Annotated in this window: 15 protein-coding genes; all 15 read right to left on the bottom strand. The window is 42.0% G+C overall.

Translation table 11 applies throughout. The features are described 5' to 3' along the window. Nucleotides 1–177 precede the first annotated feature (177 nt). The 15 genes from JNUCC41_RS15530 to JNUCC41_RS15460 all read right to left on the bottom strand — a co-directional run bounded on the left by JNUCC41_RS15530 (nt 178) and on the right by JNUCC41_RS15460 (nt 15,487). A complete protein-coding gene (locus tag JNUCC41_RS15530) occupies nt 178–1,242 on the bottom strand; it encodes a sulfate/molybdate ABC transporter ATP-binding protein (RefSeq protein ID WP_192203783.1) in 1,065 nt (354 codons plus the stop codon). Between the two features lie 10 nt (nt 1,243–1,252). Continuing rightward, entirely contained in the window at nt 1,253–2,137 is an 885-nt protein-coding gene (gene cysW, locus JNUCC41_RS15525; protein WP_192203782.1) for a sulfate ABC transporter permease subunit CysW, read from the bottom strand. Nucleotides 2,138–2,148: 11 nt separating this feature from the next. Then, complete coding sequence (cysT, locus tag JNUCC41_RS15520; protein WP_192203781.1) at nt 2,149–2,988, bottom strand: sulfate ABC transporter permease subunit CysT; 840 nt, start codon at nt 2,986–2,988, stop codon at nt 2,149–2,151. A 70-nt stretch (nt 2,989–3,058) separates the two neighbouring features. Continuing rightward, nucleotides 3,059–4,090, bottom strand: a complete 1,032-nt coding sequence (locus JNUCC41_RS15515; protein ID WP_192203780.1) for a sulfate ABC transporter substrate-binding protein — start codon at nt 4,088–4,090, stop codon at nt 3,059–3,061. Between the two features lie 247 nt (nt 4,091–4,337). Then, a complete protein-coding gene (gene nadD, locus JNUCC41_RS15510; protein ID WP_192203779.1) occupies nt 4,338–4,991 on the bottom strand; it encodes a nicotinate (nicotinamide) nucleotide adenylyltransferase in 654 nt (217 codons plus the stop codon). Between the two features lie 177 nt (nt 4,992–5,168). Further along, nucleotides 5,169–5,363 carry a hypothetical protein gene (locus JNUCC41_RS15505; RefSeq protein ID WP_192203778.1) on the bottom strand — a complete coding sequence of 65 codons (195 nt, stop codon included), beginning with the start codon at nt 5,361–5,363 and terminating at the stop codon, nt 5,169–5,171. 23 nt (nt 5,364–5,386) lie between these two features. Next, entirely contained in the window at nt 5,387–6,232 is an 846-nt protein-coding gene (gene kynA / locus JNUCC41_RS15500; protein WP_192203777.1) for a tryptophan 2,3-dioxygenase, read from the bottom strand. Between the two features lie 17 nt (nt 6,233–6,249). Further along, nucleotides 6,250–7,599 carry an amino acid permease gene (locus JNUCC41_RS15495; RefSeq protein WP_192203776.1) on the bottom strand — a complete coding sequence of 450 codons (1,350 nt, stop codon included), beginning with the start codon at nt 7,597–7,599 and terminating at the stop codon, nt 6,250–6,252. Between the two features lie 48 nt (nt 7,600–7,647). Next, the gene (locus JNUCC41_RS15490; RefSeq protein ID WP_192203775.1) at nt 7,648–7,917 is read right to left on the bottom strand and encodes a hypothetical protein; all 270 of its coding nucleotides are present in this window, start codon (nt 7,915–7,917) and stop codon (nt 7,648–7,650) included. Then, nucleotides 7,914–9,431 carry a carboxylesterase/lipase family protein gene (locus tag JNUCC41_RS15485; RefSeq protein WP_192203774.1) on the bottom strand — a complete coding sequence of 506 codons (1,518 nt, stop codon included), beginning with the start codon at nt 9,429–9,431 and terminating at the stop codon, nt 7,914–7,916. Before JNUCC41_RS15485 ends, JNUCC41_RS15490 begins: the two co-directional genes overlap by 4 nt. A gap of 226 nt (nt 9,432–9,657) precedes the next feature. Continuing rightward, nucleotides 9,658–10,071: a MerR family transcriptional regulator gene (locus JNUCC41_RS15480; RefSeq protein WP_192203773.1), complete on the bottom strand. Its 414-nt coding sequence runs from the start codon at nt 10,069–10,071 to the stop codon at nt 9,658–9,660. Nucleotides 10,072–10,155: 84 nt separating this feature from the next. Beyond that, nucleotides 10,156–11,796 carry a SulP family inorganic anion transporter gene (locus JNUCC41_RS15475; protein ID WP_192208179.1) on the bottom strand — a complete coding sequence of 547 codons (1,641 nt, stop codon included), beginning with the start codon at nt 11,794–11,796 and terminating at the stop codon, nt 10,156–10,158. Between the two features lie 551 nt (nt 11,797–12,347). Then, nucleotides 12,348–13,757, bottom strand: coding sequence for a glycoside hydrolase family 1 protein (locus JNUCC41_RS15470; RefSeq protein WP_192203772.1), 1,410 nt, complete (start codon nt 13,755–13,757; stop codon nt 12,348–12,350). A gap of 278 nt (nt 13,758–14,035) precedes the next feature. Beyond that, nucleotides 14,036–15,157 carry an NADH-dependent flavin oxidoreductase gene (locus tag JNUCC41_RS15465; RefSeq protein WP_192203771.1) on the bottom strand — a complete coding sequence of 374 codons (1,122 nt, stop codon included), beginning with the start codon at nt 15,155–15,157 and terminating at the stop codon, nt 14,036–14,038. A 21-nt stretch (nt 15,158–15,178) separates the two neighbouring features. After that, complete coding sequence (locus JNUCC41_RS15460) at nt 15,179–15,487, bottom strand: iron-sulfur cluster assembly accessory protein (RefSeq protein WP_192203770.1); 309 nt, start codon at nt 15,485–15,487, stop codon at nt 15,179–15,181. Between the last annotated feature and the right edge of the window lie 102 nt (nt 15,488–15,589).

Genomic DNA, 15,589 nt, shown 5'->3' with positions numbered 1-15,589 from the left:
GCACCATATGATCATAGACTATTGACGGGTAAAAACTCTCCATTTCCGATTGCAAGAAAGCCCTTTTATAACAGTTTGCAGCTTATTTACCTTTACGGGAAGTTCCTGCTGTCAGCACCCTTAAAAAACTAAAAAAAACCGCTTTTAGCGGTTTTTCCGTCAATATTCGACCCATTCTTAAATCCCAGCCATAAAGTCGACAAAAACTCTCAATTCTTTTGGACGGACATATACCCTTTCCCCTTTGCTTATTCCCAGATTCAAATATTGTTCTTTCGTCAGTTCGATTTCCAGCGGTTCGTTTGTATCCTGACGAATGACTTCTATCCGTACGATGGGACCAATCGTATGGATATGGTCAATGATGGATGCGATCGAGTCCTTTTCCGATGGTTCTCTTTCTATGATAAAGTTATGATTCCTTACATAACCAGTGCCCATTCCATCTTCAATGTCCGGGGCATTCATTTCCACATTCCCAGTTACCAATTTTCCTTTATGGACGTTGCCCTTTAATAGATTGACACTGCCGAGAAAATCATAAACAAAAGGATTTTCAGGGTGATCATATACTTCTTCCGGAGTTCCAATCTGTTCAATTTTCCCTTCATTCATGATTACGACCCGATCAGCAACATCCATCGCTTCTTCTTGATCATGCGTCACGAACACACTCGTAACATTGAATTCGTCGTGAAGCCTTCTTAGCCAACGCCTAAGTTCTTTGCGAACCTTGGCATCCAATGCCCCGAATGGTTCATCAAGCAAAAGGATATTCGGTTCAACCGCAAGTGCCCTTGCCAATGCGACACGTTGCCGCTGGCCGCCAGATAATTGGGATGGATAACGATCTTTATATCCTTCCAACTTGACAAGCTGAAGCAATTCAGTGACTTTTTGTTCAATATCTTTTTTACTTGGCCTTATTTTTCTAGGGCGGACCTTTAATCCATAGGCAATGTTATCAAAAATCGTCATATTTCGAAAAAGGGCGTAATGCTGAAAGACGAATCCCACATTTCGATCTTTTACATGTTTATGCGTATAATTCTCTTCATTGAAGAGGATCCTCCCGTTCTCTGCTTGTTCAAGACCGGCGATGATACGCAGTAATGACGTTTTCCCCGATCCGGAAGGGCCAAGGAGGGCTACGAGTTCACCGCTCTTTATTTCCAAATTGATGTTTTGGAGTGCTTGATAGGACCCGTAATATTTTGTAACATTTTCAATGATGATACTCATTTCATTCCTCCTAACTCGCTTTGGTTGATTTAAAGTCGGTTTTCCATTCTATGAAACTTTTAATGATCAAGGTCATGATTGCAAAGATGGACATCAGGGATGCAACGGCAAATGCAGCCGAAAATTGATATTCATTGTATAAGATTTCAATATGAAGCGGCATCGTATTGGTCATGCCCCGTATATGGCCCGATACGACCGATACAGCCCCAAACTCCCCGATTGTCCTTGCATTGCAAAGGATGACTCCATATAGAAGTCCCCATTTTATATTGGGAAGCGTCACATACCAAAATGTCTTAAACCCTCCAGCACCCAGCGTGAGTGAAGCCTCTTCTTCAGACGTCCCCTGACTTTGCATGAGCGGGATCAATTCGCGTGCAATGAATGGGAAGGTAATGAAAATGGAAGCGATGACAATCCCTGGTACTGAAAATATCACTTTAATGTCAAAGGATTGCAGCAGTGGACCAAATGTTCCATGTAAGCCAAACAGAAGAACAAAAATCAACCCAGCGATGACGGGTGAAACGGAAAAAGGCAGATCTATCAGTGTTATTAAGAAGTTTTTTCCCTTGAAATCATATTTTGTTATGGTCCACGCAGCCACAACCCCGAATATGGCATTTAGTGGCAAGGTGATGAGGACAACGATCAATGTTAACTTAATCGCAGCCAAGGAATCAGGATGGGCAATGGCCGCAAAATAGGCTTCTGCACCTTTTTCAAAAGCCTTTACAAAGATTGCGATTAATGGGACAACTAAAAACAATGTCAAAAATAGCAATACAACCGAAATAAGGACCCATTGTATCGATTTAGGCTCTTTTGTTGCGTTTCTCGTAATGCTGACTGGGTGCTTCGTTTCAGCAACCACTGAATTACCATGTTCCATCATATTTCCTCCTACTTCCCTGAATACCTTTTGCCGGTCCACCATTGCAAGATATTGATGGTGAACAAAATTATAAATGTAATCATGAGCATGACGGCCGCAATAGCTGTTGCCCCTTCATAATCATATTGTTCAAGCTTTGTCATGATGATCAGCGGGGAAATCTCCGTTTTAAACGGCATATTTCCGGCAATGAAGACTACGGACCCATACTCTCCAAGTGCTCTCGCAAACGAAAGTGCAAAACCCGTCAATATCGCTGGAATCAATTCCGGGAAGATGATTTTAATGAATGTCTGCATTCGATTCGCCCCTAAAGAAGCAGACGCTTCTTCCATTCCTTTTTCGATATTTTCAAGCACCGGTTGAACCATCCGCACCACGAATGGAAGGCCGATAAATATTAGGGCGATGATGATTCCGGCAGGAGTGAAAGCGATTTTAAAGCCGAAAAATTGCCCAATCCATCCGTTCGGTGAGTACAAGGTGGTCAAAGTAATTCCTGCCACGGCAGTAGGGAGGGCAAAAGGCAAATCCACCAGTCCATCGATGATCCGTTTGCCGGGAAACTCATAACGAGTAAGCACCCAGGCAATTAACACACCAAAAACTGCGTTCACAAAGGCCGCAGTTAACGCTGTCAGGAAACTCAATTTATATGAAGCAACAACCCTCGGCTCAGTTATGGTCGCCCAAAAGTCCTGAAGCCCCATTGAAAATGTGTTTAGAAAAACCATGGATAACGGTATCAAAACGATGATGGAAAGATAAAGTAACGTAAAACCCATCGTCAATCCAAAACCGGGTATGGTCCTCTTTTTCGTCTGTCTACCTTCTGTCACTATATTCATAGCTTCGCCTCAGCTCTTTTTCCGATTTATGAAGGAGAAGGTGATAAAGCCATCTTCTCCTTCATGCTTATTACTGCTGATAAATCTCGTCAAATGTACCGCCATCATTAAAATGTGTTTCTTGGGCCTTTTTCCAGCCGCCAAACGTATCTTCAACAGTAACCATATCGATTTTTGCAAATTGGTCTTCGTATTCAGCCAGAACCTTCTCATCCCTCGGACGATAGAAGTTTTTCGCGGCAATTTCCTGACCGACATCCGTATATAGGTATTCCAGGTAAGCTTCAGCCACTTCCTTTGTTCCTTTTTTCTCGACCACTTCGTCGACAACAGCTACCGGTGGCTCTGCTAATATACTGATGGAAGGATTGACGATTTCATATTTGTCATCACCGAATTCTTCCAGTGTTAAATAGGCTTCATTCTCCCAAGCGATAAGTACGTCACCAATACCCCTTTCTACAAAAGTCGTGGTTGCACCGCGGGCCCCTGAATCCAGGACTTCAACGTTCTGATAAAGTTTTTTCATGAAATCCTTCACTTTAGTTTCGTCTTTATCGAAATTCTTCTCTGCATAAGCCCAGGCAGCCAGGTAATTCCACCTTGCCCCTCCGCTTGTCTTTGGGTTTGGTGTAATGACGGATACATCCTTTTTAATAAGATCATCCCAATCTTTAATGCCTTTAGGGTTATCTTTTTTCACCAAAAACACAATCGTTGATGTGTATGGTGTCGAGTTTTCCGGTAAACGTTTTTGCCAATCCTTCGCTAATAGGTTACTCGCTTCATAAATGGCATCAATATCATAAGCCAATGCCAATGTAACGACATCCGCCTCCAATCCATCAATTACGGCCCTGCCCTGTTTACCAGATCCGCCATGTGATTGTTGAATCGTTACATCCTGACCGGATTCTTCTTTCCAGTGCTTCACGAATGCTTCATTGAATTCCTGGTACAATTCCCGTGTCGGATCATATGACACATTCAGTAGCTCGACTGACTTTGATGACCCATCCCCTTCCGTTTTTTCCGAGTTGCATCCTGCAAGTACACCGAAGGCTAAAATCAAACTTGTCAATAATACCATCAATTTTTTCATGGAATCCCCCCTGTTTTTTGCAACAAAAAAAGCACACTACTTCCCTTTTTATTTTTGGAGATAGTATGCCTTCAGTTCTCTGATCAGCAAATATTCTGAATTTACTTATATTAACATAAAGCAAAGTATACCAAGTTGTCAACTGTGTTTTATAAATAAACATGTACTTTTATTTCAATGCAAACTTCCCAAACGAAAAGGGCTCGATCCAACGGGGAGATCGAGCCCTTTAATACCTGGCCAACACTTATGAATTTGATGCTTTTTGATACAGCTTATTGTCCACGATATACTGATAACACTTATCAGGCAGTAAATATCTTGGCTCCCCGCCCATCGCGAATTCATCCCTTATATATGTAGAACTGATTTCCATGGAAAGCCCTTTATCTATAAGGTGAAATGTATTGCCATCATCATAATTTCTTAGCAATGGACTTTTGGAAATGATTTTCAGCATATCGATCCCATCCCGTGCCATGACGATGAATTTATGATTGGCAATCAATTTTTCCCTGAATTTCCATCGTAAGTGTACCGGTAACTCTTGATTATCAATATCTTCAAGTAAATCTGCACCCATTATGAAATAAACTTCGTCATTTGGAAATCGTGATTTAAAATATTCCATCGTGTACCAAGTATATTGTTTACTCGTTCCGGCGCGTTCATTGATTTCATAATCACTAACTTCGAATAGCGGGTTGCCCCCTATTGCCAAATTTAGCATTTCCCACCGATGTTCATTGCTTGTTTTCATCTGTTTATCGATACGGCCATTTGTGCAAGGTAAAAAAATCACCTTGTCTAGCTTTGCACGATGCGCAATGGTCGATGCTGTCCATAAATGCACATTCGTGACCGGATCGAAGGAAGATCCATAAACTCCAATTTTGCCCATCCTTATCTCTCCCCATCTGCCTTTCTTTTTCACAGCGGCCCTGACCGGACTCCCTTCCCCTCATGCAACCGGCAATGCGGCCAAATCGTACAGTCCAGGCTCCAGTCAGTCAAGGACCAGCCCTTCCATTGACCTCTTGTCAGCAACTGCCGGCCCCCTGTATGCCTTCAATATCTTTCATGCCAATGCTTCAGCTGCATCCACCACAGTAGCAGTGCCAATATACAAATAGGATTTCCTTCCATTTTCCCCTACAGTGACAGTTGACCCTTCAGCCATTGATGAATTCAGCCGATTTGAATATTGCGTATCTCCTGGCCAATATAGCGTATTTTCATTCAGGCGCTTTAAAATATCTAACCATTGATTCATGTATTTCTCCCGCAAGTCCGAGCTTACAGTTTGGTCCTTAATGTCCAAAGCTCAGGAAAAAATGGCTGTTCGACCACTTTCTTAAGATAACTTACACCGGACGATCCGCCAGTTCCCTTTTTATTACCGATGATCCGTTCGACGGTGCTCATATGATTGAATCTCCAGAACTGTTGTTGACTTCCAATATCCACGAGCTTTTCGGCCAATTCATATAAATCCCAGTATTTATGCACATCACGGTAAACTGTCAGCCACGCGTTTTCAACACTTGCATTTCCCTGATAAATTACAGACCAATCCCTGTTCCGGACCGATTGATCAATGGGAAGCCCTCTTGCAGCCAAAGCCCCTATAGCCGCATCATAAATACTAGGTTTATTCAAGGCTGCCATCATCGACTCATAAAGCTCGGGCTTGTGACGGAAAACGGCCAATATTTGCGAATTCTTTTGACCCATTGCAAATTCTATCAACCTGTTCTGAAATGATTGGAACCCTGAAGAGTTTCCTAGTTTCTCCCGGAATTCCATATAATCGGATGGCGTCAAGGTCGAAAGCACATTCCAGGATTGAACAAGTTGCTGTTGGATCCTGGCCACTCGGGATAGCATCTTAAAGGAAGGCTCCAAACGTCCTGCCTCAATAAGGGCTGTTGCTGCAGTCAATTCATGGAGGATCAATTTCATCCATAATTCACTTGTTTGGTGAATGATGATGAACAACATTTCATCGTGATGACCGGAAAGCCGATGCTGACTTGATAATATTTGCTTTAAATGCAGGTAGTCCCCATAGGACATATCTTTTTCAAAATCAGTTACCATACTTTCTTCCGGACGGTGTTCATCTCTTGGACCCTTATCCATACTATCCCTCTTTCCCTTTACATTCTTTTGATTTTCGACATCAATGCATAAACAATGCAAAGAAAGATCAGCCATGGTACACCGAACTGGAGTACAATTTTAAACGGGCCAGTGAACCAGGTGGATACCGTCAAAGCAAACAAAAGAAATGCACCAAGTAGCGTTAGATATGGAAATCCATACATTTTAACAGGTAATTTGCGTCCCCCGGATTTCTCCCACCTCTTCCTGAAAAATAAGTGGGAAATGAACACCATGAACCAGGTAAAAATGGCTCCGAACATCGATATGCCCATCATGAATGCATATGAAGTATCCGGAAGCAGGACCTTAACTCCTGCAGCAAGAAATATGCCCAAAGTGGATATGAGGAGGGCCCTTACCGGGACTCCTTTATTGCTCACTTTTTGAAAGAGGGCTGGAGCCTGCTTTTGCTCGGATAATGAAAATATCATTCTGGTGGAGGCATATAATTGACTGTTCATTGCAGATATTGCAGCGGTTAAAATAATGAAATTCATGATCCCCGATGCCCCGGGAACATTCAGGGTTTCCATAACCCTAACAAATGGGCTTTTATCAATACCGGCCGATTGCCAGGGAACAATCATTAACATGATCCCGATTGTCAGTACATAAAAAGTGGCAAGCCTGAAGACAGTTGCCTTCAAAGCTTTAGGGACGGCAATATCCGGATCCTTCGCTTCCCCCGCCGTCACCGCAATCAACTCAGTTCCTAAAAAGCTGAAGAGAGAAATGAATATGGCGACCCAGAGCCCCCAAAAACCGAAAGGCATAAAACCGCCATCATTGGCATAGTTCTCTACACCGATTCCGCTTGACGGTTCGGCGCCAAACACCACGTAGGCGCCCAGTAGTATGAATATGACAATGGCGCTGATTTTGATCATGGAAAATACATACTCAAAATTCCCGAATGTATTGACACTCGTCGCATTTACATAGATTAGCAGTGCAGCAAAAAGGAAAATCCAAACGCTCCCAGGTACATCCGGGAACCAATATTTCATATAAACAGCGATGGCACTCACCTCGACACCGATGGCAAGGACATTCGCTATCCAATATGAATATCTCACAACAAAACCCGCAAATGGACTTATATATTTTTCAGCAATGGTCCCAAAGGATCCCGATGTTGGGTGGGCTACAGTCATTTCCGCCAAACAGCCCATCAGCAGAAGGACAATGAATGCACCAATTGCATAGCTGATAAGTACACTTGGACCTGCCGTAGAAATCGCAAGGCCGCTCCCCAAAAATAATCCGGTGCCAATTGCACACCCCATGGCAATCATTGTGATTTGACTCGATGATAATTCACGATGCAGTTTATTTTTCTCCATATGTTGCTCCCATTCTAGGCAATGATTCCCCTTTTGTTTTCATAGTTTTCATATAATCTGCCGGGCTAGGCCCCAGCCGTCTATTCCATACCTTTTCCAATCTTCCAATGACAACTCATTGAAACTTTCCTCAGCCCGTTTCGATAAAAGTCCCAATGAGTTGTCATCCTTATAAATCATCCATGGATTCAAATAGAACTCTTCTCTGTAAGAAACTAATGGATATTCCTGATCCAAAATTTTCGCATAACCTTTCGTTGACATGAAATTATTGATATCCAAGTTCAACCCTCTTTCTTCCCATCCACTATTTTTCACTTGTAAATCCCCACCCCTTCCCATGCCAACCTTATCATCCTGTCAGGGTCTTTTTCAATATAATCCTTTTTATCAAAAATCATGGTGTAGTGGTTGGTTTCATCATATTTTGGCCAAGTTTCACCTTCCGGGGGATTGGGGTTTCCATGTTTCGCAAAGTTGACCCAATGGCCCTGCATTCTGTGGGAAACCTTTAGGGCAGCTGACCTTGAACCAAATGAAGTGATCCGTTTCCCAAATGCCGAGTCGAAAGTCTGGAAGGCAAAAGGGATTTCTATACCATGCGTCGCCCCTAATTTACTTATGCGCATTGCCGCCGTTTTATAATCAAAACGGTACATCCAAGTTTTTTTTTCAAAGCGGCTGTATGCCTCCGCATACCAAACCGAGGGAATATGGAAGGTCGCATCACGGCCAAGGCCAAGCACAGCTTTCTTTTCTGGGTAGTTTATATAAGCATTCGTAATTCGCTCTTTCGCCTCTGGATCTGTATTTTCGAACATTTTATGAATCATTGCCGCATTAGTTGGGATCAAAGGGGGATCCATCTGTTCGAATAAGGTCGCTTCGTCCCTATTTGTTCCTATAAGCAAGGGTATTCCCTTTACTTTTCCGGATCGAATCGAATCTAGTGGATAATCGGGCAGGAAGTCACCATCTACGACAGGTCCAAAGGATAGTGAGCCCGGCATGGCTTGTGAGTTTTCCTGTAAGATTTGGTAGGATGCCGCGACAATCTCTTGAACTGGAAGTGTTTTTAACCGATGGAATTCATTCTTTCCAATGCCCAATATCTCAAGGAACCGTTCACTGAATTGGCGCGCAAATCCTTTTCCGTAAACAGATGTCGGAGCGGGACTTTCTGCAATGGCCTGTTTAAAAAGACCTCTCGCTGATGGAACGGTAAGTATAGTGGTAACCGCATTGCCTCCAGCTGATTCACCAAATATCGTAACATTATCAGGGTCGCCGCCAAACACTTCTATATTCTCCTTAACCCATTTAAGAGACGCAACTTGATCACGTAAACCTAAATTGGTTTCAAATATTTCCCCATCACCTGCAAACTCGGTAAAATCCAGATATCCCAGTGCCCCCAGCCTATAGTTGATGCTTACTACGACTACATCTCCATTTTTAGCCAGTAAATGTCCATTGTACATATCAATGGATCCAGCTCCCGTTATATATGCTCCTCCAGGAATCCAGACCATGACCGGGCGTTTTTTATCATCAGCTCTAGGTGACCAAATATTCAAGAACAAACAATCCTCATCCATTTTTTCATTTCCGGCCATTCCTGTTCTTACCGCCCGATCCATCGGCTGCGGGGGAATGGGACCAAAATCCACTGCATCGATGATACCGCTCCACTTATCAACTGGCTCCGGTGAGCGGAAACGCAGATCCTCGATCGGCGCTTTAGCATATCTGACTCCACGCCAAACGCATATATCGTTTTCCATAGTACCTTGAAGATGTCCTTTTACCGTCGTAACTATTGATCCAATCATTCCCTTTCACCTCATCATATAGTAGTAGATATTTAAGTTCTTCTTTTTCCATTCCCTTATATCCTTCATCTTTATCGAAAAAAAGATTTATAGAGTCAGTTCAGCAAAAATAAAGTACTGCTATCGTATAAAGCTCAGTTTATGAGTTTGGATATAGATTTTCAAATCAACAGTTCAACAAAAAAAAGACCCAATCAGGTCTTTTTTGTTGAACTCGGCAATTAGCTTAAGTGAGCATGGCAATGATGCTCAATAAAGAGCTGCCCCGAACGGAAAGCTGTTGTGCAGCATATGTTAATTGCTGTTCATCGAGCTGTTCCAGTAACGGTTTTAATTCAAGCAATTCATTCTCCAGTCCTTTAAGATCTGTAGATATCTTGTCCACCATCAAGAGGACTTGCTCGGACTCAACTGTGGTTTCAGACAAGACTTGTAACCGTTCCTTGATTTCAGTCAACGGCATATTCTGTTCCTTATACCGATTAATCATTTGAAGACGATTTAAAGCATCTTCTGTGTAATATCGATATCTTGACCCAGTTTTTTCATAGTTCAGCATTCCTAATTGTGTGTAATAGTCAATGGTTCTTCGCGAAACATTCGCAAGTTCAGCAAGCTGGCCAATCCGATATACATTCACCCAGATAGTCACCTTCTTTTAAAATCTACTGTTAACGATACTATAACATAACTATCCTAAAAGGTGACTTCGAGGATGAATCTATTAGACTACTTTATCCGAATTGCCCTTCAACTGCTTCTTGGCAAAATACAGGGCATCTTCCTTCGATTTAAAAAAGTGCTGTTTTTCTATCTTATGATACAAACCTGTACTGAGTAACAATTCCTTTGGTTGCTGCTGGATTCCGGAAATGATTAATTTCCCCTTATATTTACCGATGCGATTAACAATCGCCAATAGTGCAGCCTCTGCTGAAGTGTCCATATATGTTACCCGGCGCATGCTTAATACCAACACTTTCGTCTTATTATCCAAGTTCTCCAATATCGATGACTCCAGGACGTCTATCGAACCAAAGAAGAGAGGACCTTCCAAGTTATACACATTGATCTTTGACTCCGAATTATCAATTGGGACAATCTCAGTAATCTCATGACTTCTTTCCCTAACCTTTAACGTGTTGCTCATTTTTGCAATGAAGGTGATGAATGCAATCAATAAGCCGATTCCCACTCCCATGATTAAATCAGTGAAGACAGTGATGAGGAAGGTGACCAGCAAAACCGCAGAATCCGACGTCTTCGTTTTCAATACATGAGCGAATTCCTTTCTTTCACTCATATTCCAGGCAACAAACATCAATATGGGAGCCATGCTAGCCAAAGGTATATGTGCTGCATATGGAGAAAGCACCAGCAAAACCAGTAAAACGACAATACCGTGAATGACTCCGGACATCGGGGAGACTGCCCCGCTTTTTATATTGGTAGCTGTCCTGGCAATAGCCCCTGTTGCAGGTATCCCGCCGAAGAATGGGGTTGCGATGTTCGCAATTCCTTGCCCAACCAATTCCTTATTGCTATCATGCTTGGTTCCCCCCATGTTATCGGCCACGGTAGCGGATAACAATGACTCGACACCGCCTAACAAGGCAATTGTAAACGCAACGGGAAGGAGTGTAATAATGACTTCCACTGAAAGCTCCGGCACTTGGAATTCCGGAAAACCTTTCGGAATCGCTCCATACGTGGAACCAATCGTGGCCACCTTATCGGGAAATAAAAAGTAGGCTGCCATTGTTGATAGCAGCAGGCCCAGAAGCGGTCCCGGCACTCGGGGCAGGAGTCTAGGTGCCAGCAGTATGACGACAAAACATATAATCGCAACAAACACACTATATATATTGATCGTGTCTGCTTTAATCACCAGTTCCTTCATGTTATCCATGAACGCTTCATGTTTTTCCACTTTCATGCCAAAGAAGTTGGCAATTTGCCCTGAAAAGATTATTATCGCAATTCCTGTTGTAAATCCAATAATGACTGGACGGGGAATGAACTTCATCAAATTGCCCAACTTAAGAAGACCCATCAAGACTAATATCATCCCCGCTAAAAACCCGGCAATAAGCAGACTTTCATACCCATATTGCATGACGATTCCAAATAATAAAGGAACAAACGCCCCGGTTGGTCCTCCAATTTGATACTTGGAGCCACCCAAAATCGATATGAGGATTCCAGCGATGATGGTCGTATATAACCCATATATTGGTTCGACGCCTGAAGCAATTGCAAAAGCCAATCCTAGAGGAATGGCTACAACACCTACAACCAATCCTGCCGTTACGTCCTTTTGAAAACCCTTCATATTATACCCTTGAAATCTAGAATCTTTTATCATCCTTTTCAAACTCACATCCTTAGTCGTTTTTTTTAAATATGAATCTACCATCAACAGGAAAAAATGACACTCTTTCATTCTTGAGGGAGTTGCTTGATCGAAATGAATCTAACTATTGTAGGTTGTTTCAACGGGACAAACCATGCGGGGGACTTTTCAAGACTAAGAAATAATCGTCATATGTAATCTCCTTTGTTAAGTTATTTGACATGGTCTTGACCACGCTTCAACATTATACAGTAAAACGTTAAACTGTACATTATTAGTAACATTAACATTTGTTTACAGTTTTTTCGCCTTTTTACATTTACATTACAATCCGGGACCATACTTCCAGTCTGGTTAATTTGAAGCTGGAGATTCAGACTACGAATCAGGAGATTTGAACTTTGGACTAATTCCCCATGCCGGAAACCTTATTACAATAGAAAAAGCATGTTTTGAGAAAGATTGCTCAAAACATGCCCTATAAACCTAATTTTGTATTTCGGCTCAGGCTCTAAATATACACAAAAACCTTTTGATCAAAACCAAGAGGTTTTCTTTTTAGTTTACAGCTCTTCTCCTCTCGTCTCGATAATATGCTTATACCAATGAAACGACAGCTTCTTTTTCCGGTTTAACTGATCATGATGATCTACGTAAATAAATCCGTATTGCTTCTTATACCCGTTTAACCAACTTAATAGATCAATGACAGACCATGCGTAATACCCTTTTAAATGGATGCCTTCTTTGATTGCACGTTTAATCACTTTTAAGTGTTCCTCAATATATTTAATACGGGGAACATCCACTATTTCACCATCGATAATCGGATCCTCATCACCAAGTCCGTTCTCTGTAACATACATTTTAATTTCACCATAACGTTCTTTTAACATATGCAGCCCATCTAAAAATCCTTGAGGTGAGATTTCCCAGCCCCATTTTGTATATGTTTTATCATCCATTTTTACAGTCCGATAAAAGCCATCAAAAGACGGGTTCCCTGGAGCCAGAGTAGATGTTTCTCTTGAATGCTCCATGTTTGAAGCGGCTTCCCGATTTTTTTCCACGCGAATGGGCTGGTAATAATTGAGTCCAATAAAATCATTTTTCCCCGCATTTCTTTTTAGCGTATCCAGTTCTTCTTCGGTCCAACTTGGCGTCCAGCCTTTTTCCTTTAACTGCTCAACCACATAAGCTGGATATTCACCTTTTAAAATAGGGTCATAATACCAAAAAGTTTCATATTCATTGGCATGACGAGCAGCCAATACATTCTCATGTTTGTCATTTATACTGTAAGCAGGCAGAAAAACATGGGTAATTCCAATTTCACCGTAATGATTCAGTGACTTGTATACCTCTACCGCTTTTGCGTGTGCATAAAAAACATAATGTGTCGCTTGAAAGTATTTATTTTCATCGTTTTGGATTCCAGGCGGGTGCGCTCCTTTTAAATAGCCCAGACCGCAAAACATAACCGTTTCATTAAACGTGATCCAATGTTTGATGCGGTCTCCGAATGCGCGAAAGCAAATTTCCGCATACTTGACGAATGCTTCAGCTGTTCGCTTATTCGTCCATCCCCCATCTTGTTCAAGGGTCAAAGGCAAATCCCAATGATACAGCGTAACAAATGGAACAATCCCATATTTTAAGCATTCATCTATCACATTATTATAAAATTCCACGCCTTTTTCGTTTACTTCCCTGTCACCTGTCGGCAAAATACGTGCCCATGAAATGGAAAACCGGTACGATTCAAGTCCCATCTCTGCCATTAATTTAATATCTTCTTTGTAACGATGATAATGGTCTATCGCTACATCCCCGTTTGTACCTTCATATGTTTTCCCTGGAATCTTTGAAAAGACATCCCAATTCGTTATACCTTTTCCATCTTCATCCCATGCTCCTTCTATTTGAAAAGAAGCAGAAGCTGCTCCGAATAAAAAATCGTGTGGAAACCTCATTACAACCCCTCCGTTTCCATACCAACTTATAAAATTGATAATAATATATTTTATTTATTGGTACAAATATTAACATGATTATATTACTTTCATTCATATTTGCCTACATAAACTTTGCATTAAAGATAGTATTCACTATGAAGAATGAATAAATCCAGATTCAATCTCACTTGTAGCAAAGGATGAATAACTTACATCTGTTGTTAGTTTCATATGTAAACATACAAAACCCGTCCTCCTTTGGAGGACGGGTAACATATTATTTCTGACATTAACAATCACTCCACAACCGGGAGCCAGCCTTTTATCCCGATCAACTTTTCCCAAAGCGGATCTGGAATGACCAGTTCATCCTGATCTTTTTTGGAGAGGGTAGTCCGTATTTCCGCTTCTTTTCCAGATCTGATTTTTTCAATCCAATGCGGTTCCATAAGAAGCTCACGGCCAAGGGCGATGAAAGGGACACCCGTTTCCATAGCTTCTGCTACTTCATCAGGTGTATGCAGTGATCCTACACCGACCACAGGGATACGATTACCTACTTTATCGTAAATTTTAACGATGCGTGACTTTGTCCTATCACTCTCACGGAATGAGCCATTCCAGAAGTGACCTACCGATATATGTAGATAATCCAGGTTTTGATTCGCTAGTCTGTCAACGAGTTGGATCGTATCATCTAAAGTGATTCCAGGATTGCTGCCTTCTTCAGGGGAAAGGCGGTAGCCGATGATAAACGGCTTTCTCGCATGCTCAGCAACCGTTTTCTCGACTTCATTCACAATGGTAAGCGGGAAAATCAATCGTTGTCCCAGTGTCCCACCCCAGTTATCCGTACGACGGTTCGAGTGTGGCGAGAAGAATTGTTGAAGCAAGTACGTATTGGCACCATGGATTTCCACACCATCAAATCCTGCTTCGATGGCCCTTCTTGTTGCTTCGCTAAATGCCTTAATAACCTCTTGTATTTCGTCTTCACTCATTTCCCGCGGTACAGGTGCTTCATCGTTTGAAGCAATGGCACTTGCAGAAACAGGTTGGTTATCAGGCAATAAATCCGGCGGACTTTGCCGGCCTCCATGGTATATTTGCAGAATCGCTTTTGACCCGTTGGACTGGATCGTTTCGGCTAGTTTTCTCAAGGATGGGATAAAGGAATCGTCATCTGCACTAAGCTGGCCTGGGAATCCCTTGCCTCCAGCAGATACATAGGCACATGCCGTGACCACCGCTCCTACACCAGCCGAGCGCTCAGCGTAATAGGCCAGTTCATCATCGGTTACAAAGCCTTGATCATCCGAAGAATAAGTGGTCATAGGAGCCATCATGATACGATTCTTCACTTCTACCCCTGATGGAAATTTATATGGTTGAAAGATCTTTTCGTATTTTTGATTCATGTCAATCCTCCCCCTTTACTCTTAGTGGTGATGATGTCCGTGCGGTTCTTTAGAAGGGTTCGTGATTTCAAAGCCTTCTTCAGGAACATAAAAATATTTTATCCAGACACCATCCAGAAATTCTTCACGTGAATCCAGTAAAATATCGATATCTTTATCTGTTTTGACGATTTCATCATGTTCTGCCGGTGTATCTAGTTTCATGTCATAATGGGCATGATCGCCATGCATATGGGTGATATATACACGAATCATTTTCCCTTTCGCTTCTTCAGTGCTCAGCATTTTTTGTAAGACCTTAGCTGCATTACGATTAATTTTGCATTTCATGTCCATTCCCCCAACAATAAAATTATCCCTGTACTGAATTTTACCCAATTACCGGTTATCAGTAACATCCATTTTTCCCCTTCCTTATTGGCCATGTCCACT

The sequence above is a fragment of the Brevibacillus sp. JNUCC-41 genome, from assembly GCF_014844095.1.
GTDB lineage: Bacteria > Bacillota > Bacilli > Bacillales > DSM-1321 > Peribacillus > Peribacillus aracenensis.
The sequence above is the reverse complement of the archived record's forward strand: the minus strand, read 5'-3'. Positions and strand labels throughout refer to the sequence as shown.